This is a genomic window from Mycobacterium cajalii (assembly GCF_045809005.2).
Classification (GTDB): domain Bacteria; phylum Actinomycetota; class Actinomycetes; order Mycobacteriales; family Mycobacteriaceae; genus Mycobacterium.
Genome location: NZ_CM141436.1, coordinates 2,804,712 through 2,828,217 on the forward strand (window position 1 = coordinate 2,804,712; position 23,506 = coordinate 2,828,217).

A 23,506-nucleotide genomic window follows, 5' to 3' on the forward strand; every position below is an offset into this window, starting at 1 on the left:
GCATATTCGCTGGTAAATCGCCCTGCGGGTCGCCCGGTGTCAGCGCGCGGAGCCGTTAGACTTTCCAGCGATGTTCACCTCCCGAACACCCCCGCCATGACCGATCGGCCCGACAACGGCGTCGAGCTCGGTCTGACCGGGCGACCGCTGCGGGCGATCCCGGAGCCCGAGCCGCGCACGTCGCACGGCCCGGCCAAGGTGGTCGCGATGTGCAACCAGAAGGGTGGCGTCGGGAAGACCACGTCGACGATCAACCTGGGCGCCGCCCTCGCCGAGTACGGCAGGCGGGTGCTGCTGGTCGACATGGACCCGCAGGGTGCGCTGTCGGCGGGGCTGGGGGTTCCGCACTACGAGCTGGAGAAGACGATCCACAACGTGCTGGTGGAGTCGCGGGTGTCGATCGACGACGTGCTGCTGCACACCCGGGTCAAGAACCTGGACCTGGTGCCCAGCAACATCGACCTGTCGGCCGCCGAGATCCAGCTGGTCAACGAGGTGGGCCGCGAGCAGACCCTGGGCCGCGCACTGCACCCGGTGCTGGACCGCTACGACTACGTGCTGATCGACTGCCAGCCGTCGCTGGGCCTGCTCACCGTGAACGGGCTGGCCTGCGCCGACGGCGTGGTGATCCCCACCGAGTGCGAGTTCTTCTCGCTGCGCGGCCTGGCGCTGCTCACCGACACCGTCGACAAGGTGCGCGACCGGCTCAACCCGAAGCTGGAGATCAGCGGCATCCTGATCACCCGGTACGACCCCCGCACCGTCAACGCGCGCGAGGTGATGGCCCGTGTCGTGGAGCGGTTCGGCGACCTGGTGTTCGACACCGTCATCAGCCGCACCGTCCGGTTCCCGGAAACCAGCGTGGCCGGCGAGCCCATCACCACCTGGGCGCCGAAGTCGACCGGCGCCATCGCCTACCGCGCGCTGGCCGGCGAGTTCATCGACCGATTCGGCGCGTGACGGGCGGCGGCAACGGTGAGGCGGCACCAAAGAGCGGCTTTCAGGTCCGGCTGACCAACTTCGAGGGGCCGTTCGATCTGCTGCTGCAGCTGATCTTCGCCCATCGCCTCGACGTCACCGAGGTGGCGCTGCACCAGGTCACCGACGAGTTCATCGCCTACACCCGGGAGATCGGCCCGCAACTCGATCTGGAGGAGACCACCGCGTTCCTGGTGATCGCGGCGACCCTGCTGGACCTCAAGGCGGCCCGGCTGCTGCCGGCCGGGCAGGTCGACGACGAGGAGGACCTGGCGCTGCTGGAGGTGCGCGACCTGCTGTTCGCGCGCCTGCTGCAGTACCGCGCGTTCAAACACGTCGCCGAGATGTTCGCCGAGCTGGAAGCCACCGCGCTGCGCAGCTATCCGCGCGCGGTGTCGCTGGAGGACCGGTTCACCGAACTGCTGCCCGAGGTGATGCTCGGGGTCGACGCCGAGCGGTTCGCCCAGATCGCCGCGATCGTGTTCACGCCGCGACCGGCACCGACGGTGAGCACCGGGCATCTGCACGAGCTGCAGGTCTCGGTCCCCGAGCAGGCCAAGAAACTGCTGGCGATCCTTCAGGCGCGGGGCAGCGGCCAGTGGGCCTCGTTTTCGGAGCTGGTCGCCGACTGTCAGGCGCCGATGGAGGTCGTCGGGCGCTTCTTGGCGCTGCTCGAACTGTACCGGAGCCGGACGGTAGCATTCGACCAGTCGGAGCCGCTTGGCGTGCTTCAAATTTCGTGGACCGGGGAGCGTCAAACCAACGAGGCCCTGGCAGAAGTCCGGGACGAGTCGTGAGGAGCGCCGCCAATGACTGACGACGCAACCGACGTCGATCCCGACGCGGGTATCCCCGACATCGCCGAGGCGGCGCCCATGGACGCCGACGAACTCGGCTCCGTGCTCGAGGCGCTGTTGCTGGTGGTCGACAGCCCGGTGACGGTCGAAGCGCTGGCCGCGTCCACCCAGCAGCCCGCCTACCGGATCGCGGCCAGGCTGCAGCAGATGGCGGCGGAACTCACCGAACGCGACAGCGGCATCGACCTGCGCAACACCGACGAGGGTTGGCGGATGTACACGCGGGCCAGGTTCGCCCCGTTCGTCGAGAAGCTGTTGCTGGACGGCGCGCGGTCCAAGCTGACCCGCGCGGCGCTGGAGACGCTGGCCGTCGTGGCCTACCGCCAGCCGGTGACCCGGGCACGGGTGAGCGCGGTCCGCGGCGTCAACGTGGACGCGGTGATGCGCACCCTGCTGGCGCGGGGCCTGATCACCGAGGCGGGCACCGACGAGGACAGCGGCGCGACGACGTTCGCGACCACCGCGCTGTTCCTGGAACGGCTGGGCCTGACGTCGCTGGCCGACCTGCCCGACATCGCACCGCTGCTTCCCGACGTCGACATGATCGAGGAGCTCAGCGAATCCCTGGACAGTGAACCGCGTTTCGCCAAACTCGCCGGGGGCGCTCCCGCCGAGCAGGCGCTGACGTTCGACGTGGACCACGACTGATGGGCGAAACCGAGGGGGTGCGCCTGCAAAAGGTGTTGTCCCAGGCCGGGATTGCGTCGCGGCGCGCCGCCGAGAAGTTGATCCTCGAGGGTCGCGTCGAGGTGGACGGGCAGGTGGTGACCGAGTTGGGAACCCGCGTGGATCCCGACGCGTCGGTGATCAGCGTCGACGGGGCCAGGGTGGTCGCCGACGACTCGATGGTCTACCTGGCGCTGAACAAGCCCCGCGGCATGCACTCGACCATGTCCGACGATCGCGGGCGCCCCTGCATCGGCGATCTGGTGGAACGCAAGGTGCGCGGCACCAAGAACCTGTTCCACGTCGGGCGCCTCGACGCCGACACCGAGGGGCTGATCCTGCTGACCAACGACGGCGAGCTGGCGCACCGCTTGATGCACCCCTCCCACGAGGTGCCCAAGACGTATTTGGCGACCGTGACCGGTTCGGTGCCGCGCGGGCTGGGCAAGAGGCTACGCGCGGGCATCGAGCTGGACGACGGCCCCGTGCGGGTCGATGATTTCGCCGTGGTGGACGCCATTCCCGGAAAGACGCTGGTGCGGTTGACGCTGCACGAGGGGCGCAACCGGATCGTGCGCCGGCTGCTGGCGGCGGCGGGCTTCCCGGTGGAGGCGCTGGTGCGCATCGAGCTCGGGCCGGTGTCGTTGGGGGAGCAGCGGCCCGGCAGCATCCGGTCGTTGAGCCGCGGCGAGGTCGGGCAACTCTACAAAGCGGTGGGCCTGTGAACGTCGTAGTGGCCATCGACGGGCCGGCCGGGACCGGGAAGTCTTCGGTGTCAAGGGGTTTGGCGCGCGCCCTGGGCGCCCGGTACCTGGACACCGGCGCGATGTACCGGATCGTGACGCTGGCGGTGTTGCGGGCCGGGGTGGACCCGGCCGACGCCGAGGCCGTCGGCGCGCTCGCGTCGACGGTCGACTTGGCGGTCGGCTACGACCCCGAGCGGCTCAGCTATTTCCTTGCCGGGGAGGATGTTTCGGCGGAGATCCGCGGCGACGACGTCACCGGGGCGGTCTCGGCGGTGTCGTCGGTTCCGGCCGTGCGCACGCGGCTCGTCGCGCTGCAGCGCGAGATGGCCGCCGGCCCGGGCAGCGTCGTCGTCGAGGGCCGCGACATCGGGACGGTGGTGCTGCCGGACGCCCCGGTGAAGATCTTCCTGACCGCCTCGGCCGAGACGCGGGCGCGGCGGCGCAACGACCAGAACCTCGCCTCGGGCCTGGGCGACGACTACCCACGCGTGCTGGAAGACGTGCGGCGCCGCGACCATCTGGATTCCACCCGGCCGGTCTCGCCGCTGCGCGCGGCCGCCGACGCGGTGGTCGTCGACACCAGCGACATGACCGAGGCGCAGGTGATCGCCCACCTGCTGGAGTTGGTCGAGCAGCGAAGCGGGGCGGTGCGATGACGCAGGACGGAACGTGGAGCGACGAAACCGATTGGGATTCCGTCGATTTCGACGTAGACGAGCACACCGAGGCGGGTCCGGCGCCCGTCGTGGCGGTGGTTGGTCGGCCCAATGTCGGCAAGTCGACGCTGGTCAACCGGATCCTGGGCCGCCGTGAGGCGGTGGTACAGGACGTTCCCGGCGTGACCCGGGACCGCGTGTCCTACGACGCACTGTGGACCGGACGGCGATTCGTGGTGCAGGACACCGGCGGATGGGAGCCCGACGCCAAGGGCTTACAGCAGCTGGTGGCCGAGCAGGCGTCGGTGGCCATGCGCACCGCCGACGCGGTGATCCTGGTGGTCGACGCCACGGTCGGGGCGACCGCCGCCGACGAAGCCGCGGCACGGATTCTGTTGCGTTCGGGCAAGCCGGTCTTCCTGGCCGCCAACAAGGTCGACAGCGACAAGAACGAGGCGGACGCGGCGGCGTTGTGGTCGCTGGGCCTCGGGGAGCCCCACGCGGTCAGCGCCATGCACGGCCGCGGGGTGGCCGATCTGCTCGACGAGGTGCTGGCCGTGCTGCCGACGGTGTCCGAGGTGGCGCCGGCGCCCGGCGGGCCCCGGCGGGTGGCGCTGGTCGGCAAGCCCAACGTGGGCAAGAGTTCGTTGCTGAACAAGCTGGCCGGTGACCAGCGTTCGGTGGTGCACGACGTCGCCGGGACCACGGTGGACCCGGTCGACTCCCTGATCGACCTGGGCGGCAAGGTGTGGCGGTTCGTGGACACGGCCGGCCTGCGGCGCAAGGTCGGGCAGGCCAGTGGACACGAGTTCTACGCCTCGGTGCGCACCCGTTCGGCCATCGACTCGGCCGAGGTGGTCGTCGTGCTGATCGACGCCTCGGCGCCGCTGACCGAACAGGACCAGCGGGTGCTGTCGATGGTGGTCGAGGCGGGCCGGGCGCTGGTGCTGGCGTTCAACAAGTGGGACCTGGTCGACGAGGATCGCCGCGAGCTGTTGGAGCGGGAGATCGATCGCGAGCTGGTACAGCTGCGATGGGCGCAGCGGGTCAACATCTCGGCCAAGACGGGGCGCGCGGTGCAGAAGCTGGTGCCCGCCATGGAGGCGGCGCTGGCCTCGTGGGACGCGCGCATCCCGACCGGCCCGCTGAACTCCTGGCTGAAGGAGGTGGTGGCCGCCACGCCGCCGCCGGTGCGCGGGGGCAAGCAGCCGCGCATCCTGTTCGCCACCCAGGCCGCGGCCCGGCCACCGACGTTCGTGCTGTTCACGACCGGTTTCCTGGAGGCCGGTTACCGGCGTTTCCTGGAGCGGCGGCTGCGTGAGACGTTCGGGTTCGAGGGCACCCCGATCCGCATCAACGTACGGGTGCGCGAGAAGCGGGCCCCGAAGCGGCGTTGAGTGCGGCGTCGAGGGTGAACCGACGGCTATCGGTGTGACGCCGTGGCCGCGACACGCCGGCAAGCCCGGCCCTCAGCTCATAGTCAATCTCCGGTAGCCGCTGGCCCGGGCGACAACGCCGGCGCCTGATCAGGCCTGCCGAAGGACAAGTGAGGTCGCTCGGCGGGCCGGAGGGCGGCTTAAGGTAGGCTTTCGACCTGCTGCCGCTCACGCTGGCGGCATGCGGGCTGTGGCGCAGTTTGGTAGCGCACTTGACTGGGGGTCAAGTGGTCGCAGGTTCAAATCCTGTCAGCCCGACGCAAGAGAAATAGGCCTGAGCTGCGGTAATGGGGCTATGCCGCCTCGGCGCTTGGTGAGGTGACCACCAACCTGGGGACCACAAAGGTGTCGGTGGCGCGCTCGATGGACTGGTGCGGGGGAGTTTTGGTAGTTGGCCCGCACGTCATGCACGCTGTGTGAGCCTATACACGCTATGGGGCTCGGCTGAGTGCGCTGCCCTTGTGCCGTAGTTGACCGCTGGTCAAGTGCGCTAGTTGTTGTCGTTAGGTCGGATTGTGATGACGGGGCAGTGGATCACCGCCCCGGATCGTTCGATGCGTGCGTCGCTGGTCAGTAGGGCGGTTGCGTGACGTTCGGCGGCAGCGACGTAGATAGCGTCTGGGTAGCGCAGCGATGCCTGAGCAAGAGCCCAGGCCCGGTGCACATCAGTCCAGGGTGTTGCTTCGATGGTGATTTCCAGGGCCGCCGCGTCTTGCAGTGCCTGCTCTATCTCTGCTTGCTGCAGCGGATGATTGGGCCGGTTTGCAGCCGCTACTAGGCCAGACAGAATCTCGACGGCGAAATGGCCTGGGGCGAGCAGAGGTTCAGAGGCGGGGTGTTCTGCTAGCGCCCGGCGGGCGGCCCGTCCTCTCGGACCCGAGTCGGTGACGGCGTCAATGACAACCGAGGCGTCGACGATCACGTCGCACGGCCGAGCCGTGCACCACGGTCGGCGTGCGCGTCATCGATCGCTTCAAGCACCGCTTGACGGTCCTGTTCGTCGACGGCTCGTTGATGTTGTAAGCGCATCGCAGTTCGGTTTAGCGCTTCGCGCCGGCGTAGGTGAGAAGCCTGCGCGTGCACCGCCTCGAGCAGGTATGCCTGGAGTGACATCCCGTGTGCCGCGGCCGCTGACCGGATCTGGTCGAGGTCCTCGGCCGGAACATCTCGGATTAAAACATTCGCCATAAGGCGATGATATCACTGCAGATATCAGAAGTGTAAGCACCATCGCATCGCGCCGAGCTGTCTCTCTACAAGTAGCCACGGGGTGTGTATGAGCATGGTTCAGCCGATTCCACGACCGCGGATTCGCGGACAACGGCGGCACCTTGGGGACCAGTTTGGGACCACACGCTATGCGTGTTGATGAACGACCCGCGCGTCTGTGCACGTTATACGCGAATACAACAGAACCAGCTAGGGCTGCTGGCCTTGGAAAACGCGCTACCGCTACTTACTGGGGGTCAAGTGGTCGCAGGTTCAAATCCTGTCAGCCCGACCAAGAGAATTAGGCTTTGACCTGCGCAGAGTCTTCTCCGCGAATTTCCCCACCGGGACGTGCTTGGGACCAGACCGCACATGTGAAGTAATCGGTGCGGGTGGCCGTGGGAGTGCGTGTGAATCGCCCTGGTTCTGCCGGAGGCTCGGGCTATTGGATTTCGACCAGGGGTTGGTCGCTCCGTTGGGCATCGTAGAATGACTCCTCCCCCTGCGCGGGCCGACTCAAACGCAGAATCATATCGTCGGAATTCCCGCGTTAGCGGACCCAATTAGAGACTCAGTAAGACGCGAGATCCATCTGGGCGCTTCACCGCAACCTCCAGCTCGCCACCGGTGGCCTCCACGTACTTACGGAGTGTGTCGACCCGGCTGGTGCCCAGGTCGCCGTGCTCCATTTGCGAAACGCGGTTCTGCCCGACTCCGATGGCTGCGGCGAGCGCGGTCTGGGTGTAACCGGCATCTTCCCGCAATTCTCGAAGACGGTACTGCGCAACCTCGCGATCCATCTCTTCCTTGACTGCGTCGATGCGGGCACGGTTGCCCGGACGGCGACGGCGAAGATCATCGAGCGTGGTCATCGTTTCTTCCCCTTTCTTGTCTTCGGCTTGGCGACTGTGGCTGCGGCCGCCTGCTTCATCTTCTGTTGGTGTTCGGTGAATAGGCGGTCGGCGATGGGAACGTTCGTCGCGTACCACTTCGTCCAGTTCCCTGCTTTGTCTCCGGCGACGAGCATGATCGCTCGGGACTGGATGTCGAAGGCGAAGAGCACCCGGATGTGGGCTCTACCCTTGGTGGGGCGAGGTCGGAGTTCCTTCATGTTCGGGTGCGCCGATCCTTCGAGGGTGTCCACGAATGGCCGGCGCGTAACCGGTCCGTATTCCTCCAACTGCTCCAGCGCCGCGATCAGGTGGTCGTACTCCTCGTCGTCGAGGCTGTCGATCCATGTTTCAATGAGGGTTAGATCAACCTCCCACTTCCGCACGTCGGCGATTCTATCAGCTAGAACTGATATCAGCTAGAAATGATTCCCGCACTCTGTTAGGCGCGGTTGCGGGGACCACTTTGGGACCGCACGTCATGCGCGATGCTGAACGACCTGCGCGTCAGTGAACGTCATGCCTCGCTTCTTGACGCCGGAAACCGCCGGCGACCTGCGTGTATGCGCTACCGCTGCTTCCTGGGGGTCAAGTGGTCGCAGGTTCAAATCCTGTCAGCCCGACCAGATGAAATAGGCACTGAGCTGGGGTGATGGCGGGCGCGGGCCCGTATTATTCGTTGCCTATGGTGCTTGTCTTGGGACCAGGTCGGTTTCATCACGGTGCCGGAGCGCACTTGACCCGTCCGATGTCGTGGCGTTGAGGCGCACGATATGCGCGCTGGTGCACGTAGCGCACGTAATGTCCTGCGAATCGGAGACCGTTTTCCCTGGCGCCATTGTCCGATGGTCAAGTGCGCCAGGTTCAAAACCAGCCGTAGCTATTAGTCCGCGCTGATTACGAGGTGGCGGATGGCTTCTGCGCCGTTCGGGGATCAGGGAAGCTGAGCTTGGTGTATCCGGGGGCGCGTTTGCGCAGCGACGCCGCGAGAACGGGGGTGAGTTCATCGTGGTAGTCATGGACAGTGGCGTCGGTCTTGCCTGGGTGTGGCCGCGTGATGCGTCCGACGTACTGAATGAGGCGATTCTTGAAGGTGATGGGGGAGGCCAGAAACAGGGTGTCCAACGCGGGACAGTCGAAACCCTCACCGATGAATGAGCCGGTCCCAACGATCAGCAGCGGCGGATGTTCTGGCTGGTGAGCTGCGAGTTGCTGGGTGATTTCCAAGCGCTCGCGCGCTTTCATTCCGCCGCGCAGCACGGTTGCTTCGCATCCGGCATCGCAGAGCCGACGGGTGATCGCATCCAAGTGGTTCACCCAGGTGGTTAGGACGAGGATGTTTGCGCCTTGGCGGTGTGCCGTCAGCACGTCGGTGACGATCTGGTCGAGACGATCCTGGTCAGCGACGAGCGCGCGGTAGATTTCGGCAATCCCGCCCGGTGCGGCGGGATCGGCGTCGCCCGTGTAGCGGAACCGGGTTGGGTGGATATGCAGAACCGGGTGCGGTGCGGGCGAATCCGTTGCAGCGGAGGGGAGTTCACCCGCACCCGGAGGTTCCAGGGTATGACTGTGCGATCCGAGCTGATGGTAGATCAGGTCCTCGAGCCCGTCTCGCCGCTCCGGCGTCGCGGTCAAGCCCAGCCAATACTTCGCTGGTACCCGGTCCAGGACCGCGGAGAACGCGGCGGCGGCGACATGGTGGCATTCGTCGACGATTACGAACCCGTAGCCGGCGGTGATTTCTTCGACATTTCCGCGCCGGGCGAGTGTAGGTAACAGCGCGACATCGATGATGCCGGTGGTCTTCGACCGCCCGCCACCGATCTGCCCACACTTGACGCCGAGATGTTTGTGCAGCCGGTCGCGCCACTGATCCGCGAGCGCTTTGCGGTCCACCAGGATCAGGGCGGACGTGCGACGTGAAGCGATTGCGGCGCAAGCGATCACAGTCTTGCCCGATCCAGGCCGGGCAATCAGGACTCCGGTGTCCTGGGTGGCGAGGTTTCGCACGGCCACCGCTTGTTCGGGCCGGAGCTCCGTTGCCCAGGTGAATTCATGGTCAGTCCCGGTGACGCGGCAGTCATCGATGCGCATCGTGCTCCCGGCGGATTCGACGAGGGTTGTCAACAGCGACAACAACCCGCGCGGCAAAATGAGGTCTCCCTCGACGGTTTCGTCGTAACTGCGCAGAAATCGCGGCGTGTCCCAAGTGCTTCGGCGGGCCCGTTGCCGGGCGTGGAACTCCGGGTTCGGGATCGATGCCGCGTGCTTGACTGCCGAGATCATTGCTGGGCCCAAATCTGCTGCGGTCAGTTTCAATCGGGCCCCCAACGACGCCCGGATGATCGCCGCGGGGCGAGGCACGATCTTCGACGACGTGGGCAGCTGCAACCGACGCACGTCGTGGCCGATCTTGGGATCGGGCAGCTTCCGGGCCAGGGCCGCGACTTCGTTCACCGACAGCCTGGCGATGCTGGACAGGTAGGCCCACTGATCGTCGAACGGTTCGAGCGTGGCCGGGTCGAGAAAAAGTGTGGTGCCGTGTTGGCGGCGAGTGCCGTTCAACGGTGCGGCGATAAGGTTGCCCATGCCGCGTCCGGTGTGCACGTCTTGGGACGGAAACAGTCGGTCATAGCTGGTCAGGCTCATACTGCCGCGCAACTGAATCGCCTCACCCAGCAGGCTGGTCGCGATCCGGCGTGCCGCCGACGCGGAAGTGGCTTGGGCGAAGAAGATCCATACATGTGCGCCGCGACCGGACTGCGACACCTCCAGCGCCGCCGGAATCCCATAGGCGCGTGCGGCTTTCAGGTAGGCGAGGGCGTCCAGCATCGCAGAGTTTTTGTCGAAATCCGCGGCCACCCACCAGCACGTGTCGTCATCGCCGAGCGGGTAGAGCCCGATGTGCAGATCGCCGCGCAGGTGCTTGGCGATCACCTCCGCGGTAAGTGTCAGATAGGGTGCGTCGGCTCGGCTCATGCCCTTGCGCCAGTAGCCGTTGGTGGCAGGCATCCAACCCGATCGCCCGTCACGTTTGTTCTCCCAGCGGAGCGCGTACACATCTGTGCGGCAACGAAACAGGCTCGCGTAGAACCGGAGTTTCGCCTCCGGGGCCGACCGCATATCCACTGGCGCGGTCGGCGCACCTGTGAGGGCTGGCTGATCTGGATCCGCGGCGCGGGCCTGCTCATTACTGAGCTCGAGCAGCCGACGCAGGCGCATGTTATCGGCACGGAGCGTCGCCAACTCACCGGGAAACCGCTCCTCCACGACTTACATTCTGCCTGACCTGAATCGCTGGCTCAGAGTCTCGCGAGCGTGGCGCCGATGTCCTTGGTCAGCAGGTAGAGGTCGAAGTTAGTCGAGTCCTCGGCATCGAACGGGTCAAACCCGAACCGCTGCCACCAACTGAAAGCGGCCGGGTTTAGTGCGGTGACCACGACAGCTCGGCATGCTGCTTTGAGGTTCAACTCGGCTGCCGTCGCCAGGATGTGTTTGACCATTTGGGTGCCCAGCCCCAGCCCGATCACGCGGGTGTCGGTGGCTAGTCGGCCTACTCGGAGCGCGGGAACCTGCAATGGGGCGCCCTTCGCCAATGGCGTGGGACTTGCTGACCGATCCACCGATGTCATCGACAAAGTCGCGTAGCAGACCACCCTGTAATCAACATCAGCGATCACCCAGACCGCTGCGGTGTTGCCGCGTCGGTTCTGGCCGGCGTAGCGGCGCAGCCACTCGTCCAGGGACGAATCGCCCGACGTGAACTCGTCGCGCCGGTGTCTATCCGGGTCGAGTAGGCTCGGCCGGTAGAACTGCACTTCAGTCGAGCCAGGTGAACTTCGCTGGCCGCTTCAAGGTGGCCGCCAGTCGCTCGTTAACCCGCGCCGGATGGTTCAGTGCTTCGGTGAACACGGCCGCCGAGTCGGGGGACAGGCGAATTGTCTGCCGCTCGGCGAGCAAATTGTCGGCGGCCTGGCTGGCGGCCTGCAGCACGAACGCCGTCACGCTCAGGTGCGCCTCGGCGGCGGCCTCCTCCAGCCGCCGCTTGGAGGTTGCGTCGACGCGCAGCTGCAGGCGGTCATCTTTCATCGAAGTCATGTACTTACAATGGCAGTACGCGAACTTCTGGTCAAGCGAGGGGTCGTCGGCACTGGTGCCTGGCACGCCGGTGACCATTTTGGGACCACACGTCATGCGCGATGGTGAACGACCTGCGCGTCTGTGCACGCTATGCACGCGCACGAATCAGCCGCCTACTGTCAGCGACCTGCGGAAATGCGTACCGCTATTTACTGGGGGTCAAGTGGTCGCAGGTTCAAATCCTGTCAGCCCGACTTAAGAAAATTGGCTCTGAGCTGCGGTATTGGAGCTACGGAGCCGCTGCGGTCGCTTCAGGTGGCAACCACCCTGGGGACCACAGAGGTGTGTCGGTGCGCTCGATGGACTCGCGAGGGGGATTTCGGGTCGGTTGTACCGCACGTCAGGCACGCTATGCGCGCCTCTGCACGTTACCCGGCTGGGCCGGGGGCACTGTCTTGTGCCGAAGTTGTCCGCTGGTCACGTGGGGTGGTGACACGCAAGTCCTATCAGCGTCGTGCGCAGTCGGGGAATCCATCGCGAGGTGGTCAACGCTTGCCGGCCTTGGCTCGGCGCCGTTCGGCGACCGCTCGGCGCGCTTCGCGAAGCTGTTCACGAACGACTTCCGGGTGGTCCTCAGCGTCGGTGTCGACCGCTGTGGCGGGGTGAGCGCCGTTTCGCTTCTGGTGCCTGATCGCCGGTAGTACCCATCGCTGGGGCTTTCAGTTCCCGCCGAGTGCACTTCGCGCCAAGGCTGCTGCCGCTGGACTCACGACATCTCGCCGCGCCCGGGTGACGGGCTGGTCCGTCACGTTGATCAGGACTTGGTGGACGGGGAGGTGGCGCAGGGGCGACTCGGAGATTGACCGACCGTCGGAATAGCGCCAGCCGAGTTCGGCCAGCAGCGCCGTCATTTTGTCGAACGGCAGTCTGGAACCGGCCGAAGCCGCCGCAAAGGCCAGCATCAGCAGGGTGGCCTGCTCCTCGAACTTCGCGTCGGACTTGGGAATCAACCGACCGGCCATATGCTCCCACAGCCTGTCGGCGTCACGCTGGGCCGCTACGCCAGCCTTGGTCAGCAAAAGCGTGCCCTTGTGCTTGCGCAGCAGTCCCAACGACTGCACGCCTTCGCGGAACCGGAGCAGTGGGTAGCATTGGACCTCGCGGTTGTGCTTGCCAATCCAATCATTCATTACAGGAACGAATTTCGACGCTTCCTCGACATCAGCCGGCTTGAGGTATCCGGCGGCCGTCAACGGAATGCCGCCGTCTTTGGCGCGGTCCAGGAACCACTGATACGCCCGCAGGTTGTCGGCGGTAGCGACCGTGTCCAGCGGTCTCGCACCGGCCAGCGTGAGCGCCGCCTTCGTCAGGTCGTCGCCATACGGGGTGTCGGTGAGCTGATGAACCAGGTCAATCAGGCGCGCGTCGATGCCTGCCTCACGCAGCACGAAGTACGCGTTGCCGAACCCTTTGTTGAGCCGTTCCGGCTCGAACAGCGCGGGGTCGGGGAGCACCTCGGAGAGGGTGTCGGCATCGACCAGATGCCCGCAGTCTTCTGGCGGCGCGGCTCGCTCGCCGGCGACGACAACCGCTGCGGGACAGCCATTCTCGGCGGGAAGAACCTCTTCGAGACACAACGTCAGCTCCCAGTTGTCGCCGTAATCGTAGAGGTAGTGCAGGACATCGCAGGGCTCACTGAGGGTTTCGTCGAGTCGAGTCTGGGCGGCGGGCAGGCCGTCGTCATCTTCGGGCCACTCCTTGTTGTCCACGTCGTACGGGCACAGGAACACCTGGCTGTGGTGGTCGAAGGCGCTACCGCCCAGTGAGAAGCGATGCAGGTGCGAGTCGGTCCAGTCGAACGCCACCTGCAGGACCTGGTGCAGCAGGTCCAGCGTCAGGTTCGAGCGCAGGTCCAGCCGTCGCCAGATCGGGGGATCGCTGTCATCGAGGTGCACCCGGACCCGGTAGACGACGACATCACGCCGGCGCCCGCGACGCAGATCGGGCCGCGACAACGGTTCCGGCACCAGACGCAGGTACGGATCCTCGCTCATGCCGCCCACCTTAGAGCGGTCGCCGGGTCAATCGGGCACCATGTCGGTATGCCGTTGTCGGAGAGCGTGATGCTCGAGGTGGCTGGTGACCGGAGCTACGCCCGCGGCGAGGACTACGTCCGCTATGTCCGAGGACTCCGGATCGCCGCCGAGAAAGCCTACGCGTCGGTCCAGGCCAAGCGGGTCTACAGCGTGGAGCTCGACTGGTCCGGTCCGCAACCTGATGGTTTCTGCACCTGTCCGCACGCCGGCGACGGCCACTTCTGCAAGCAGCTGGTCGCGGTCGGACTCGCCGTGATCGACAGCGGCGCCGTCGACCACCCCACTCCGGTGGAATCGGCGCTGGAAGCGACCGTGCAGGCGATGGATGTCGACGAGCTTCGCGAACTCGTCATAACCCTCGCTCACCGCGACGGCGAAGTGCGCCGCATGCTGGAGGTTCGCGCCACAGCAGCATGCGGTGATGACACGACCGCCACGGCCGAGTTCGAAGCCTATGTGCGCAACGCCCTGGAGTTCCGCGGATTCGTCGACTATCGCGAGTCCTACGCGGTCGCGGAATCGGCCAGCCAAGTACTCGATGAGCTGGAGCGCCATCTGAACGCAGGGTCCGCCAAAATCGTGCGGCCGGCCCTGCTGTGCGCAGTGACCCTGCTGCGCACGATCACCGAAAATGCTGACGACTCATCGGGGGTGATCGGCGGTGAATGCGACCGGGCCGCAGACCTATTCGCACAGGCATGTCGCCTGGGTGCACCAGACCCAGCTGAACTCGCAGAGTGGCTGGCGACGTTCCGTGCGACGTCGCCGGGATGGCCGACGCTGCTGCTCGCCGATTTCGTTGAGGCATTCGACGACCATGCCCTCAAGATCTACCGCGCGGCGGTCGCGGACTTGGACCGCCAGCACGCAGGTCGCGATCACTGGGGCCGGTTTGAAGTCGACACGATGTTGCTGGAGCTCGCCGATCACGACGGCGATGTCGACCGGGCTATTGAGCTGCTGAACGAACGCGAGCACCCGCAGTACGGCGCGATCATAGCCCGCTTGCGGGAGGCGGGACGTGACGACGAAGTAGTGAGCTGGATCGATCGGGCGGTTGCCGAAGGCCGAATCAGCGGTCAAGGCGGCGGTAATGACTACTGGCTGAGCCCATCTGCGGTAGCCGAGACGTACCGGGGCCTCGGCCGCATCGACGACGCGATCGCTGTTCTGCGCAACGATTTCGCCAGGCGGCCAACGGTTCACGCGTTTCGGTCGTTGCTGGACTTTGCCGCCACGATCAATCGCGCCGATACCGAACGCGCCTGGGCGCTCGACCACGCGCGAGAACTCGCTGGTGACTGCGGCTCGGGGTCGGTCCTGGTCCAGCTCGCCCTGAGCGAGGGAGATGTGGGCGCCGCCTGGGAGGCTGCCGACCGTTACGGTCCCGGATGGGCATGGCAGGAACTCGCTACGCAAGGCGCGGAGGCTCGGCCGGTAGCCGCTGCAGATCTGTACCGGCCGCAGCTCGAGAACGACCTGCAGCGTCCCAACACCAGGCTCTACCCGGGCATTGCTGCCACACTGGCAACGATGGCTAAGCTGTATGAAAGAGGCGGTCGCAGTGCAGATTTCGCGTTGTACATCGCCCAGGTCCGGCAAGACTACGGCAGGCGCCCCTCGCTGATGAAGGCGCTCAAGGCGAAGGGACTCTGAGCGACCTCACTCGCTGGGCCAGCGTGCGGCGAAGACCTGCGTCGACCTACACCTGTAGGGACATCGTCAATCCGGTGATCGCCATTCTCGTTGCCGTACTCCTGTCGCATTTACTGCCGCCAGCGCTCGCCGAGTGCCTTCGCCGCTGTGGACACCTTCATGACCAGGCGACGCTCGCGGTTCCTGACGGGAACGAAGTGGTAGTGCTGGTAGAAGGATTGCGCCTCGTCGTCTATGGCATCGACAACGATGAGCCGGCCGCCGCCGATTTCCGATGCGGCAACGGCTTTGCCCAGCGCGTCGAGGAGCAGTTGCTCACCATATCCCTGACCCCGCAGCGACGTGTCGATTGCCAGGCGGGCAATCAAGTACCCGGGTATGCGCGAATAGCCGCCGGCCATGGAGCCCGAGACGCCGTCGTCGATGCGCACTACCTCGGTGGGACAGATGGCGAAATAGGCGCTGACTTTCTGTTCGCCGAGCGGGGTCCACACGTAGACGTGCGCGACTCCGCTGCTGTCCGCGCGACGGGCATGGGCGATGAGCCAAGTAGTCAGCGACTCCTTACCGCAGTCGAATCCTTCCAGCGTGTGGGCGTCGGCGAGTCGCGCGGACTCGAACATTGTTCAACGCCTTGTGAAGACCGCTGGTTTGCGTGCGGCTGCCGCCAGCCGCGGCGCGTCATCAGCGGCATCGAGCGAGGACATCAGTTTATCGAACTGTTCGGGCTCCATCGCCGTTACCAGCTCCTGACGCAGGATGTCTTCGGCCCGTTGCATCGCAGCTTTCCGCACGAACTCCGACGTCTGCTCATGGACAAGGTTGGCGGCGCGCTGGATGCGGTCCAAGGCCGCTTGTTCCGCGCGAAGCTCGATGCGCTTCGTCTTGACTGCCACAGCGACACCTCCTTCTTTCCGCAGTGATCTCTGCTCGCAGCGGACGATCACTTCATTGTACGGTGAATGTACGTACACGGCTAATAAGGGTTGCGGCCAGCACTGGGGACCACCCGGGGACCGCACGTCATGCGCGACGCCGAACGACCTGCGCGTCAGTGAACGTCACACACCACGCCGCGGCAGCGAAAACCACCGGGCCCAACTCCCCCCAGGGTGAGGTATTGCGACCCTAGAACTCGGCGGCCGCGACTGGTCGACTCTGGGCAGAAGCCGGGAAAGACCGAAAGGATCAGGGGTGACGGGCGGTACGGGACCTGGGACCGTGCGGGGGATCACGCGGCTGCGTCCGCTGATCGAACCGGCCCTGGTGGTGCTTACGGTCGGCGCGCTGGCCGCCGGTGGGATCGCTTGGCTCACCGGGTGGCGCGACGTCGCCGACGGTTGCTGGATCGCCGGGACGGTGCTGGCGGTGCTGCCGGCCCTGGTGTGGGTGGCGATGGCGTTGCGCCGGGGACGGCTCGGCGTGGACATCATCGCCGTGCTGTCCCTGGTGGGCACCCTGCTCGTCCACGAGTATCTGGCCGGGGCGTTGATCGCGGTCATGCTGGCCGGTGGTCGTGCGCTGGACGCCGCGGCGACGCGGCGCGCTTCCCACGACCTGCGGGCCCTGCTGGATCGGGCGCCACGCTTCGCGCGGCGGCGCGTCGGCACGAAAGTCAGCGTTATCCCGCTGGCCGACGTGGTCGTCGATGACCTGCTGGTCGTCGGGCCGGGCGAGGTGGTGCCGGTGGACGGCCGCGTTGTCGACGTGGTCGCGGTGCTGGACGAATCGGTGCTGACCGGTGAGTCGTTGCAGGTCGAACGTGACGTCGGCGAACCCGTCCGCAGCGGTGTGGTCAACGCCGGCGGCGCGTTCGAGTTGCGTGCCGCCGCGACGGCCGAGGGGAGCACCTATGCCGGCATCGTGCGGCTGGCCCAGCAGGCGGGTGCCGAGAACGCCCCGATCGTGCGGTTGGCCGACCGCTACGCGGCATGGTTCCTGCCGTTGTCGCTGCTGCTGTCCGGTGGGGCGTGGCTGGCCAGCGGGTCGGCAGTGCGGGCGGTGGCCGTGCTGGTGGTGGCGACCCCGTGTCCGCTGCTGCTGGCGGCGCCGGTGGCGATCGTCTCCGGTCTGTCGCGCGCATCCCGGACCGGGGTGATCATCCGCGGCGGTGGCGCTCTGGAAAACCTAGGCCACGCAACGACTTTGGTGATGGACAAGACGGGCACGCTGACGATGGGCCGTCCGGTGGTCGTCGACGTGATCGCCCCGCCCGGCGCTGATGCGACCGAGGTGTTGCGGCTGTCGGCCTCGGTGGATCAGCTCTCCCCGCACGTGCTGGCCGAGGCCATCGTGACCGAAGCCCTCGCACGCGGCCTCGAGCTGTCCTTGCCCGCCGACGTGCTCGAAGAACCGGGCCGCGGCGTCACCGCCACCATCGGCGAGCGCCGGGTGACCGTCGGCAAACTGCCCGCCGATTCCGTCAGTGACGCGTGGGCGCGGGGAGTGGTCAACCGGGCGCGCCTGGACGGCGCCGCCATCGCCTGGATGTGCGTCGACGGTGCACCGGCCGGTGCGGTGCTGTTGCGGGATCCGTTGCGCCGCGACGCGCCCCGCACGATGCGGAGGTTGCGTGCGGCCGGCTTGAAGCGACTGGTGATGCTCACCGGTGACCGCCCCGAACCGGCGCGCGAGGTGGCCACGGTCCTGGGGCTCGATGATGTCTACGCCGAACAAACCCCCGCCGACAAGGTCGCGGCGGTGCGCACCGAGCGAGACCGCGCGGTGACGGTGATGGTGGGCGACGGAATCAACGACGCGCCGGCGCTGGCGGCGGCGACGGTCGGTGTGGCAATGGGCGCCCGGGGAGCCACCGCGTCCTCGGAGGCCGCCGACATCGTGCTGACCACCGATCGTGTCGACCGGCTCGCCGATGCGATGGATATCGCGCGCTGGTCGCGGCGCATCGCCGTGCAGAGCGCCGTGGTGGGTATGAGCCTGTCGCTGTTGGCGATGGTGATCGCCGCGCTGGGCTGGCTGCCGCCGGCCGCGGGCGCGCTGCTGCAGGAGGGCATCGACGTCGCGGTGATCCTCAACGCGCTGCGGGCCCTGCGCGGCAATCCGCACACCGAACTGGAGTTGCCCACCGACACCGAGCAGATGTTGCGGCGCTTCGCGGCCGAACACGACGAACTGCGCGACACCCTCGGTCTGCTGCGCGACAGCGCCGACCGGCTGGTCGACGGGCCCGACGCCGCGGCGCTGGAATCGCTGAGCACCGTGCACGGCTTGCTGACCGAGCGGATCCTGCCGCACGAACGGGCGGAGGAGACCCTGCTGTATCCCGCGCTGGCGCGGCCGCTGGGCAGCGACGAGGCCACCGCGACCATGAGCCGCACCCACGCCGAGATCCAGCGCCTGGCCGAACGCATCGGCACGCATGTGGCCCTGGCGCAATCGGCCGGAGCGATCCAACCCGACCAGGTCGACGACCTGCTGGCCTGCCTGTACGGCCTGTACGCCCTGCTGCGGCTGCATTTCGTGCAGGAGGAGGAGAACTACTTCACCCTCGTCGAGGACGAGCCTGCGGCGCCCGACGCCAGTCGACGACCCGGCCCGGCTCCTCGTGCCGACTCCGCGGCGGGCTAGATCGACCACATGGGTCTGCTGAGCGCGGTTCTGGTCGGCATCTTGGTGGCGACGGTCGCCACGGCGGTGTGGCTGGCGTGCAACCAACGCCGGGTGCAATCAGCGCTCACCCGAGCGTCGGACGCGGTTCAACGGCCGCTGGCCGCGCTCGTCGGACAGGTGGGGGAGGGCCGAAACAACTGGGCGGCAACATTATTCGACGGTCCCGCGGTGGCCGTGCTGACCGTGGGCCTGACCATTCTGTGTGTTCTTTCCGCGTTGTTGGCCTATGTGTCCGACAGTGTGGAGGAATACGACGGCATCACCGTGCTGGACGAACCCGTCGTGGCGTGGGTGGCCGCCCACCGCGAGCCCGTGCTGACCACCGTGATGCACGCACTGAGCGTGGCGGCCAGCCCGGTGGCGGTGGCCGCGCTGGCGCTGCTCGCGTGCGCGGCGGCGGCATGGCGGATCCGTAGCTGGCTGCCGGTCGCGACGGCCGGGATCGGGCTGGCGGGTTTCGCCATGGCGGTGATCACGGTGAAGCTCGAGGTGGCACGCCAGCGCCCATCCCCGCGGTACGCGGTGATGGCGGTGGACGGCTATTCGTTTCCCTCCGGGCACGCCCTGGGGATCACGACCGCGACGTTGGTCTCCGCATGGGCCGTCGGCCACTGGCTGATCCGGTCGTGGAGTGGCCGCATCGCGGTGTGGGCGACCGCGATCGTCGCCATCGCCGCAGTCGGCTTCTCCCGGGTTTATCTCGGCGTGCACTACCCCAGCGACGTGATCGCCGGGTGGCTGCTCGGCGGCATCTGGTCCGGTGCCCTGGTGACGGGCGCGGGACTGTGGGACCGGGTCCGGCGCCGACGCGCCGCTGCGGCGCCGGCGTCAGCGCGGCGACGTCCGGGAAACTGAGCGCGCTATCCGCCCGATGGCCCAGAGGCCGTAAAGCGCTGCACGCCGGGAGACCAGGCCGGAGACGGGGGCCAGCATGACGTGGCGCAGGCCGGCTTGGCCGAAGCTGCGCAGCTGGGCCGCCACCCGTTGCGGAGAGCCCCACAGCAGCGGCCCCTCGGTCATCACCGTCTCCGGCACAGCGGCGATGGCGTCCTCCATCGTCCGGCGGTCGTAGCGCTCCGGCACGAAATCCACCAGCGGATTGAAGTGTTCGCCCAGCGGGTGTTCGGCGCCGGCCTGCCGCCACAGCTCGGGGGACGCAACCACCGCAGCCCTGCAGGACGTGCTGGTCCACGTCAATCTCGGCATCGGGCAGTACGCGCAGCGGGCCCGGCGGCTGGGTGCTGACGACCCGCGATTCGCCGCACACGCCAGCTTCGACCTGTTCACCACCCTGACGAACGTCAATTTCGACCCCACCCGATTCATGGCGCTGATCTCCGCGGCGGTCGACATGCGCGAGCAGGCGAAGCTGGCTTACGAGAAGGCCGCACGCGCTGCCGACGTCGAACCCGAAACATTGCCCGGCCCAGACCAGTTCGTGCCCGCCCCGACGATCGCAGAAGTGGTCGCGTAAGCCGGCGCCGTCGGCGTGGACGCCGGTGTGGAGCTGGTCGGTGCGGATGTGGTCGGCCTGCGCAACTTGAACCTGTCCTTGTTCGCCCGGGCCGACGACATCGATCTGGTCGCCAACCCGGTCCTGCTGTCCATCCTCTCCGCGAGCGGTCTGTCCGAACTGGACGACGTCGAACCCGCCCCGCCGCCGGCAGGAGACTGACGCTGACCGCGGTCCGCGGGAACTCCGCGCAGCCGTTCGGCGACCAATTACCGGGACAGCGGAAGCGCGTTGCGGCAGTGAGGAATGGCGAGGAATGGCATTGACGGAAGTGGCAGAGACCGGGCCGGGGACGGTGGCAGTCCGACGAGTCGAACTGGACCTCGACGGGCTGTCGTGCGGGGTGTGCGCCCGGCGCGTCGAGAAGGCGCTGAACAGGATCGACGGGGTGCGGGCGTCGGTTGACTTCGGCGCCAGGGTGGCGACCGTGCAGGCCGCTCCCGGGATCGCCGTGGCCGACCTCTGCGCGGCCGTGCACAAGGCCGGGTATGGCGCTACGGAGCGCTCGGATGGCGCTGACGGCTGCATCGACCACGCCGAGCGGCAACAGCTTTCGCCGTTGCGGGCGGTCATCGCGGCCGCGATGCTGTTGCTGCGCTGGCTGATGTCTGCGTGGCATGTTGGTTGACGACGCCAGTCGCGCGACGAGTGGTCCGCGTTGATCCGGACCCCGCCGGTCTACCAAGGGGTTGCCAGCTGTTGCGGGTCGAGTGGTCGTTGGTTGTCGGTGCTGCGCTGTAGGAACAGGTGCATGGATCTTGCGGCGTGGGTTGAGCGCAACGGTGTTGCGCGGGTGACCGCGTATCGCTGGTTTCGCTCAGGGCGCTTGCCTGTTCCGGCGCAGCGAGTGGGTCGGCTGATCCTGGTGAACGATGCAGCAGCCGAGCCGGTCCAACGTCGGCGGGTGGGGGTGTATGCGCGGGTCTGGTCGGCAGACCGGAAGGCTGACCTGGATCGGCAGGTGGCGCGGGTGACCACGTGGGCCACTGACGAAAAGATCCCGGTCGAGAAGATGGTGACCGAGATCGGTTCCGCTTTGAACGGGTTGTAGAGATCCCGGCCCGGACCGTCGCCGAAGCACCCCGTCCGCCGGACCATCTCACCGACGGTGCCGGCCGAAATGCCGCGGGCCTAGTTGAAGAATCCCGACTGGTTGTCGCCCGTGTTGTAACCGCCGGAGTCGTGGCTGCCCGCGTTCGCAAAGCCCGAGTCGTAATCGCCGGAGTTTCCGAATCCCGAGTTCCAGATGCCCGCGTTGCGGTAGCCGACGCTGTAATCGCCCGCGTTCCCGACCATGCCGGTGTTCCCGTATCCGACGTCGCTGAAGCCGGCATTGGCGACGCCCACGTTGTACTGGCCCCTGTTGAAAAAGCCCACGCCGTTGGTACCCGAGTTCAGGAAACCCACATTCGGGGACAGGTCCGGTGTCAGCATCATGGAACCGCCCTGGCCGTCGCCGGTGTTCCCGAAACCGTAGTTGTATTCGCCCGAATTGCCGTAGCCGGAGCCGAAGCTGCCCGAGTTGGCGAATCCGGAGAGGTGGTCGCCGCAATTGCCGAAGCCCGAAACGCTGCCGGGCTGGGTGGCCGAGCTGCTGAAGCCGGTGTTGACGCTGCCCGCGTTCCAGACGCCGGTGTTGAGGTCACCCGAATTGGCGAAGCCGGTGTTCAGGTAACCCGAGTTGAAGAAGCCGACGTTGCCGCCTCCGACCGCCAGTGTGGCGAGGTCGACACCCCCGGAGTTGAACGCACCGAGGTTGCCGAAGCCCGAGTTGAAGGCTCCCGCATTGCAATAGCCGGAATTGTCGATGCCGAAGTCGGTGTAACCCGCGTTCTGTACACCAACGTTGAAGGTGCCCGAGTTTTCGACCCCGTAGTTCCCGGTGCCCGGGTTGAGGAAGCCCACGTTGCCCTCGCCGGCGTTCAGCGCGCCGACGCCGTAGGAGCCGGGGTTGAACAGGCCGGTGTTGTAGCTGCCCGAGTTGAACGCGCCCGAATTCGCCACGCCCGAGTTGAACAGGCCCCAGTTGCCGCCGCCGCCGAACCCGCTGCCGCCGGAGTTGAAGAGCGCGGTGTTGTTGGTGCCCGAATTGAACAGGCCCGACGTGCCCGTCCCCGAATTCAGCCCCCCGAAACCGATCTGATTGTTCCCGGTCAACCCGATGCCGATGTTGTTGCTTCCGGTGTTGGCGATGCCCCAGTTACCGTCACCGGTGTTGGCCAAACCAACGTTGAAGGTGCCGCTGTTGGCCGATCCGAGGTTCCAGCCACCGCTGCCACTCCAGTTCAACCCGCCGAAACCGAACTGGTGATCACCGGAAAGCCCGATGCCGATGTTCCCGGTCCCGGAGTTGCCGAAGCCGACGTTGGCGTTGCCGGTGTTGCCGAAGCCGAAGTTGCTGCTGCCGAGATTGCCGAAGCCGAAGTTGCCGTTGCCGACATTGGCATCACCCAGGTTGTAGTTGCCGAGGTTGGCGCTGCCCAGGGTTGAAGGTGGAGTAACTGTTCTCGAGCGCAGCCTGCTCGAGGCTGCCGTTGCCGAAGCCCAGGTTCAGGCCACCGACGTTGCCCAGCCCCAGGTTGGTGTAACCGAGGTTCCCGAAGCCCAGGTTGTAGCTGCCCAGGTTGCCGCCCCCGAAGTTGAGGCTGCCGGTGTTCCCGTTGCCCACGTTGAGGCCGCCGAGATTGCCCAGCCCGAGATTGACAGGCGGCACAGCGGCGCCCAGAGCCTGCAAACCCTGCTCGACAGCCTGCAAGGGCGCGGCATTGGTGGCATCGGCGGATGCGTACGCGCCGCCGGTGCCGCGTAGTAGCGCGACGAAATGATCGTGGAACGCCGCGGCTCGGGTGCTCAGCGCGTGAAACTGCCCGCCGTGCTCGGCGAACACCGTGGCGATGGCCGCCGACACCTCATCGGCACCCGCGGTTAGCAGCTGCGTCGTCGGTTGCTGCGCTGCTGCGTTGGCCGCGTTGATAGTCGAGCCCAAGTCGGCGAGAGTTGTTGCCGCCGGACCCATCCACTCCGGCATTGCGACAACAAAAGACATCTGAAGCCTCCGTCTGAAATCACCACCGATGGTGCAGTCGTCCAAAA

25 protein-coding genes, 1 tRNA gene and 2 pseudogenes are annotated in these 23,506 nt (G+C 66.7%); 14 read left to right on the forward strand and 14 right to left on the reverse strand.

Annotated features, from left to right (window positions below; all coding sequences use genetic code 11):
* Positions 1–96 precede the first annotated feature (96 nt).
* The 7 genes from ACJ512_RS13290 to ACJ512_RS13320 all read left to right on the forward strand — a co-directional run bounded on the left by ACJ512_RS13290 (position 97) and on the right by ACJ512_RS13320 (position 5,597).
* Complete coding sequence (locus tag ACJ512_RS13290) at positions 97–960, forward strand: ParA family protein (RefSeq protein ID WP_407686470.1); 864 nt, start codon at positions 97–99, stop codon at positions 958–960.
* On the forward strand, positions 957–1,775 hold the full coding sequence (locus ACJ512_RS13295; RefSeq protein ID WP_407686469.1) for a segregation/condensation protein A: 819 nt from the start codon (positions 957–959) through the stop codon (positions 1,773–1,775). Before ACJ512_RS13290 ends, ACJ512_RS13295 begins: the two co-directional genes overlap by 4 nt.
* A 12-nt stretch (positions 1,776–1,787) precedes the next feature.
* Complete coding sequence (gene scpB / locus ACJ512_RS13300) at positions 1,788–2,483, forward strand: SMC-Scp complex subunit ScpB (protein WP_407686468.1); 696 nt, start codon at positions 1,788–1,790, stop codon at positions 2,481–2,483.
* Positions 2,483–3,226: a pseudouridine synthase gene (locus ACJ512_RS13305; RefSeq protein WP_407686467.1), complete on the forward strand. Its 744-nt coding sequence runs from the start codon at positions 2,483–2,485 to the stop codon at positions 3,224–3,226. Before scpB ends, ACJ512_RS13305 begins: the two co-directional genes overlap by 1 nt.
* Positions 3,223–3,903, forward strand: a complete 681-nt coding sequence (cmk, locus tag ACJ512_RS13310) for a (d)CMP kinase (protein WP_407686466.1) — start codon at positions 3,223–3,225, stop codon at positions 3,901–3,903. Before ACJ512_RS13305 ends, cmk begins: the two co-directional genes overlap by 4 nt.
* On the forward strand, positions 3,900–5,300 hold the full coding sequence (gene der / locus ACJ512_RS13315; RefSeq protein WP_407686465.1) for a ribosome biogenesis GTPase Der: 1,401 nt from the start codon (positions 3,900–3,902) through the stop codon (positions 5,298–5,300). The genes cmk and der overlap by 4 nt, the downstream gene beginning before the upstream one ends.
* Before the next feature lie 223 nt (positions 5,301–5,523).
* A tRNA-Pro gene (locus ACJ512_RS13320) sits at positions 5,524–5,597 on the forward strand.
* Positions 5,598–5,829: 232 nt separating this feature from the next.
* On the opposite strand, the gene ACJ512_RS13325 is transcribed toward ACJ512_RS13320, so the two are convergent.
* The 8 genes from ACJ512_RS13325 to ACJ512_RS13360 form a co-directional block, all read right to left on the reverse strand.
* Positions 5,830–6,261, reverse strand: a complete 432-nt coding sequence (locus ACJ512_RS13325; RefSeq protein ID WP_407686464.1) for a type II toxin-antitoxin system VapC family toxin — start codon at positions 6,259–6,261, stop codon at positions 5,830–5,832.
* Entirely contained in the window at positions 6,258–6,527 is a 270-nt protein-coding gene (locus tag ACJ512_RS13330) for a hypothetical protein (protein ID WP_407686463.1), read from the reverse strand. The genes ACJ512_RS13325 and ACJ512_RS13330 overlap by 4 nt, the downstream gene beginning before the upstream one ends.
* Before the next feature lie 584 nt (positions 6,528–7,111).
* Complete coding sequence (locus ACJ512_RS13335) at positions 7,112–7,420, reverse strand: helix-turn-helix domain-containing protein (RefSeq protein WP_144957293.1); 309 nt, start codon at positions 7,418–7,420, stop codon at positions 7,112–7,114.
* A complete protein-coding gene (locus ACJ512_RS13340; protein WP_407686462.1) occupies positions 7,417–7,824 on the reverse strand; it encodes a type II toxin-antitoxin system RelE/ParE family toxin in 408 nt (135 codons plus the stop codon). The genes ACJ512_RS13335 and ACJ512_RS13340 overlap by 4 nt, the downstream gene beginning before the upstream one ends.
* Positions 7,825–8,335: 511 nt before the next feature.
* The gene (locus tag ACJ512_RS13345; RefSeq protein ID WP_407686461.1) at positions 8,336–10,708 is read right to left on the reverse strand and encodes a TOTE conflict system archaeo-eukaryotic primase domain-containing protein; all 2,373 of its coding nucleotides are present in this window, start codon (positions 10,706–10,708) and stop codon (positions 8,336–8,338) included.
* Positions 10,709–10,740: 32 nt separating this feature from the next.
* Complete coding sequence (locus tag ACJ512_RS13350) at positions 10,741–11,256, reverse strand: GNAT family N-acetyltransferase (protein ID WP_407686460.1); 516 nt, start codon at positions 11,254–11,256, stop codon at positions 10,741–10,743.
* Position 11,257: 1 nt separating this feature from the next.
* A complete protein-coding gene (locus tag ACJ512_RS13355) occupies positions 11,258–11,614 on the reverse strand; it encodes a type II toxin-antitoxin system TacA family antitoxin (protein ID WP_407686459.1) in 357 nt (118 codons plus the stop codon).
* A 623-nt stretch (positions 11,615–12,237) separates the two neighbouring features.
* Positions 12,238–13,572, reverse strand: a complete 1,335-nt coding sequence (locus ACJ512_RS13360) for a plasmid pRiA4b ORF-3 family protein (RefSeq protein ID WP_407686458.1) — start codon at positions 13,570–13,572, stop codon at positions 12,238–12,240.
* A 48-nt stretch (positions 13,573–13,620) separates the two neighbouring features.
* Here ACJ512_RS13360 and ACJ512_RS13365 point away from each other — a divergent pair, with 48 nt between their 5' ends.
* Positions 13,621–15,270, forward strand: coding sequence for an SWIM zinc finger family protein (locus ACJ512_RS13365; protein WP_407686457.1), 1,650 nt, complete (start codon positions 13,621–13,623; stop codon positions 15,268–15,270).
* Positions 15,271–15,380: 110 nt separating this feature from the next.
* Here the strand turns inward: ACJ512_RS13365 and ACJ512_RS13370 are convergent, their stop codons facing one another.
* Together ACJ512_RS13370 and ACJ512_RS13375 are read right to left on the reverse strand one after the other, a co-directional pair.
* Complete coding sequence (locus ACJ512_RS13370; RefSeq protein ID WP_407686456.1) at positions 15,381–15,893, reverse strand: GNAT family N-acetyltransferase; 513 nt, start codon at positions 15,891–15,893, stop codon at positions 15,381–15,383.
* Between the two features lie 3 nt (positions 15,894–15,896).
* The gene (locus tag ACJ512_RS13375; RefSeq protein WP_407686455.1) at positions 15,897–16,166 is read right to left on the reverse strand and encodes a type II toxin-antitoxin system TacA family antitoxin; all 270 of its coding nucleotides are present in this window, start codon (positions 16,164–16,166) and stop codon (positions 15,897–15,899) included.
* Positions 16,167–16,464: 298 nt separating this feature from the next.
* On the opposite strand from ACJ512_RS13375, the gene ACJ512_RS13380 reads away from it, so the two are divergent.
* Both ACJ512_RS13380 and ACJ512_RS13385 read left to right on the forward strand, forming a co-directional pair.
* The gene (locus tag ACJ512_RS13380) at positions 16,465–18,858 is read left to right on the forward strand and encodes a heavy metal translocating P-type ATPase (protein ID WP_407686454.1); all 2,394 of its coding nucleotides are present in this window, start codon (positions 16,465–16,467) and stop codon (positions 18,856–18,858) included.
* A gap of 9 nt (positions 18,859–18,867) precedes the next feature.
* Positions 18,868–19,755 (forward strand): phosphatase PAP2 family protein, encoded by an 888-nt coding sequence (locus tag ACJ512_RS13385; RefSeq protein ID WP_407686453.1) that lies wholly within the window; start codon positions 18,868–18,870, stop codon positions 19,753–19,755.
* Here ACJ512_RS13385 and ACJ512_RS13390 read toward each other — a convergent pair.
* Positions 19,729–20,064 (reverse strand): hypothetical protein, encoded by a 336-nt coding sequence (locus tag ACJ512_RS13390; RefSeq protein WP_407686452.1) that lies wholly within the window; start codon positions 20,062–20,064, stop codon positions 19,729–19,731. The two genes, ACJ512_RS13385 and ACJ512_RS13390, sit on opposite strands and share 27 nt — an antisense overlap.
* Positions 20,065–20,080: 16 nt before the next feature.
* Here ACJ512_RS13390 and ACJ512_RS13395 point away from each other — a divergent pair, with 16 nt between their 5' ends.
* The 4 genes and pseudogenes from ACJ512_RS13395 to ACJ512_RS13410 all read left to right on the forward strand — a co-directional run.
* On the forward strand, positions 20,081–20,374 hold the full coding sequence (locus ACJ512_RS13395; protein ID WP_407686451.1) for a hypothetical protein: 294 nt from the start codon (positions 20,081–20,083) through the stop codon (positions 20,372–20,374).
* Between the two features lie 15 nt (positions 20,375–20,389).
* A complete protein-coding gene (locus ACJ512_RS13400) occupies positions 20,390–20,575 on the forward strand; it encodes a hypothetical protein (RefSeq protein WP_407686450.1) in 186 nt (61 codons plus the stop codon).
* Positions 20,576–20,684: 109 nt separating this feature from the next.
* The gene (locus ACJ512_RS13405; protein ID WP_407686488.1) at positions 20,685–21,041 is read left to right on the forward strand and encodes a cation transporter; all 357 of its coding nucleotides are present in this window, start codon (positions 20,685–20,687) and stop codon (positions 21,039–21,041) included.
* Positions 21,042–21,164: 123 nt separating this feature from the next.
* Positions 21,165–21,458 (forward strand): annotated as a pseudogene (locus tag ACJ512_RS13410) (IS607 family transposase); the annotation flags it as partial.
* 86 nt (positions 21,459–21,544) lie between these two features.
* Here the strand turns inward: ACJ512_RS13410 and ACJ512_RS13415 are convergent.
* The 3 genes and pseudogenes from ACJ512_RS13415 to ACJ512_RS13425 all read right to left on the reverse strand — a co-directional run bounded on the left by ACJ512_RS13415 (position 21,545) and on the right by ACJ512_RS13425 (position 23,504).
* Positions 21,545–22,702: a hypothetical protein gene (locus ACJ512_RS13415; protein ID WP_407686449.1), complete on the reverse strand. Its 1,158-nt coding sequence runs from the start codon at positions 22,700–22,702 to the stop codon at positions 21,545–21,547.
* A 78-nt stretch (positions 22,703–22,780) separates the two neighbouring features.
* Positions 22,781–22,930 (reverse strand): annotated as a pseudogene (locus ACJ512_RS13420) (pentapeptide repeat-containing protein); the annotation flags it as partial.
* Positions 22,860–23,504: a PE domain-containing protein gene (locus ACJ512_RS13425; protein ID WP_407686448.1), complete on the reverse strand. Its 645-nt coding sequence runs from the start codon at positions 23,502–23,504 to the stop codon at positions 22,860–22,862. The pseudogene ACJ512_RS13420 and the gene ACJ512_RS13425, both read right to left, overlap by 71 nt.
* Positions 23,505–23,506: the final 2 nt, after the last annotated feature.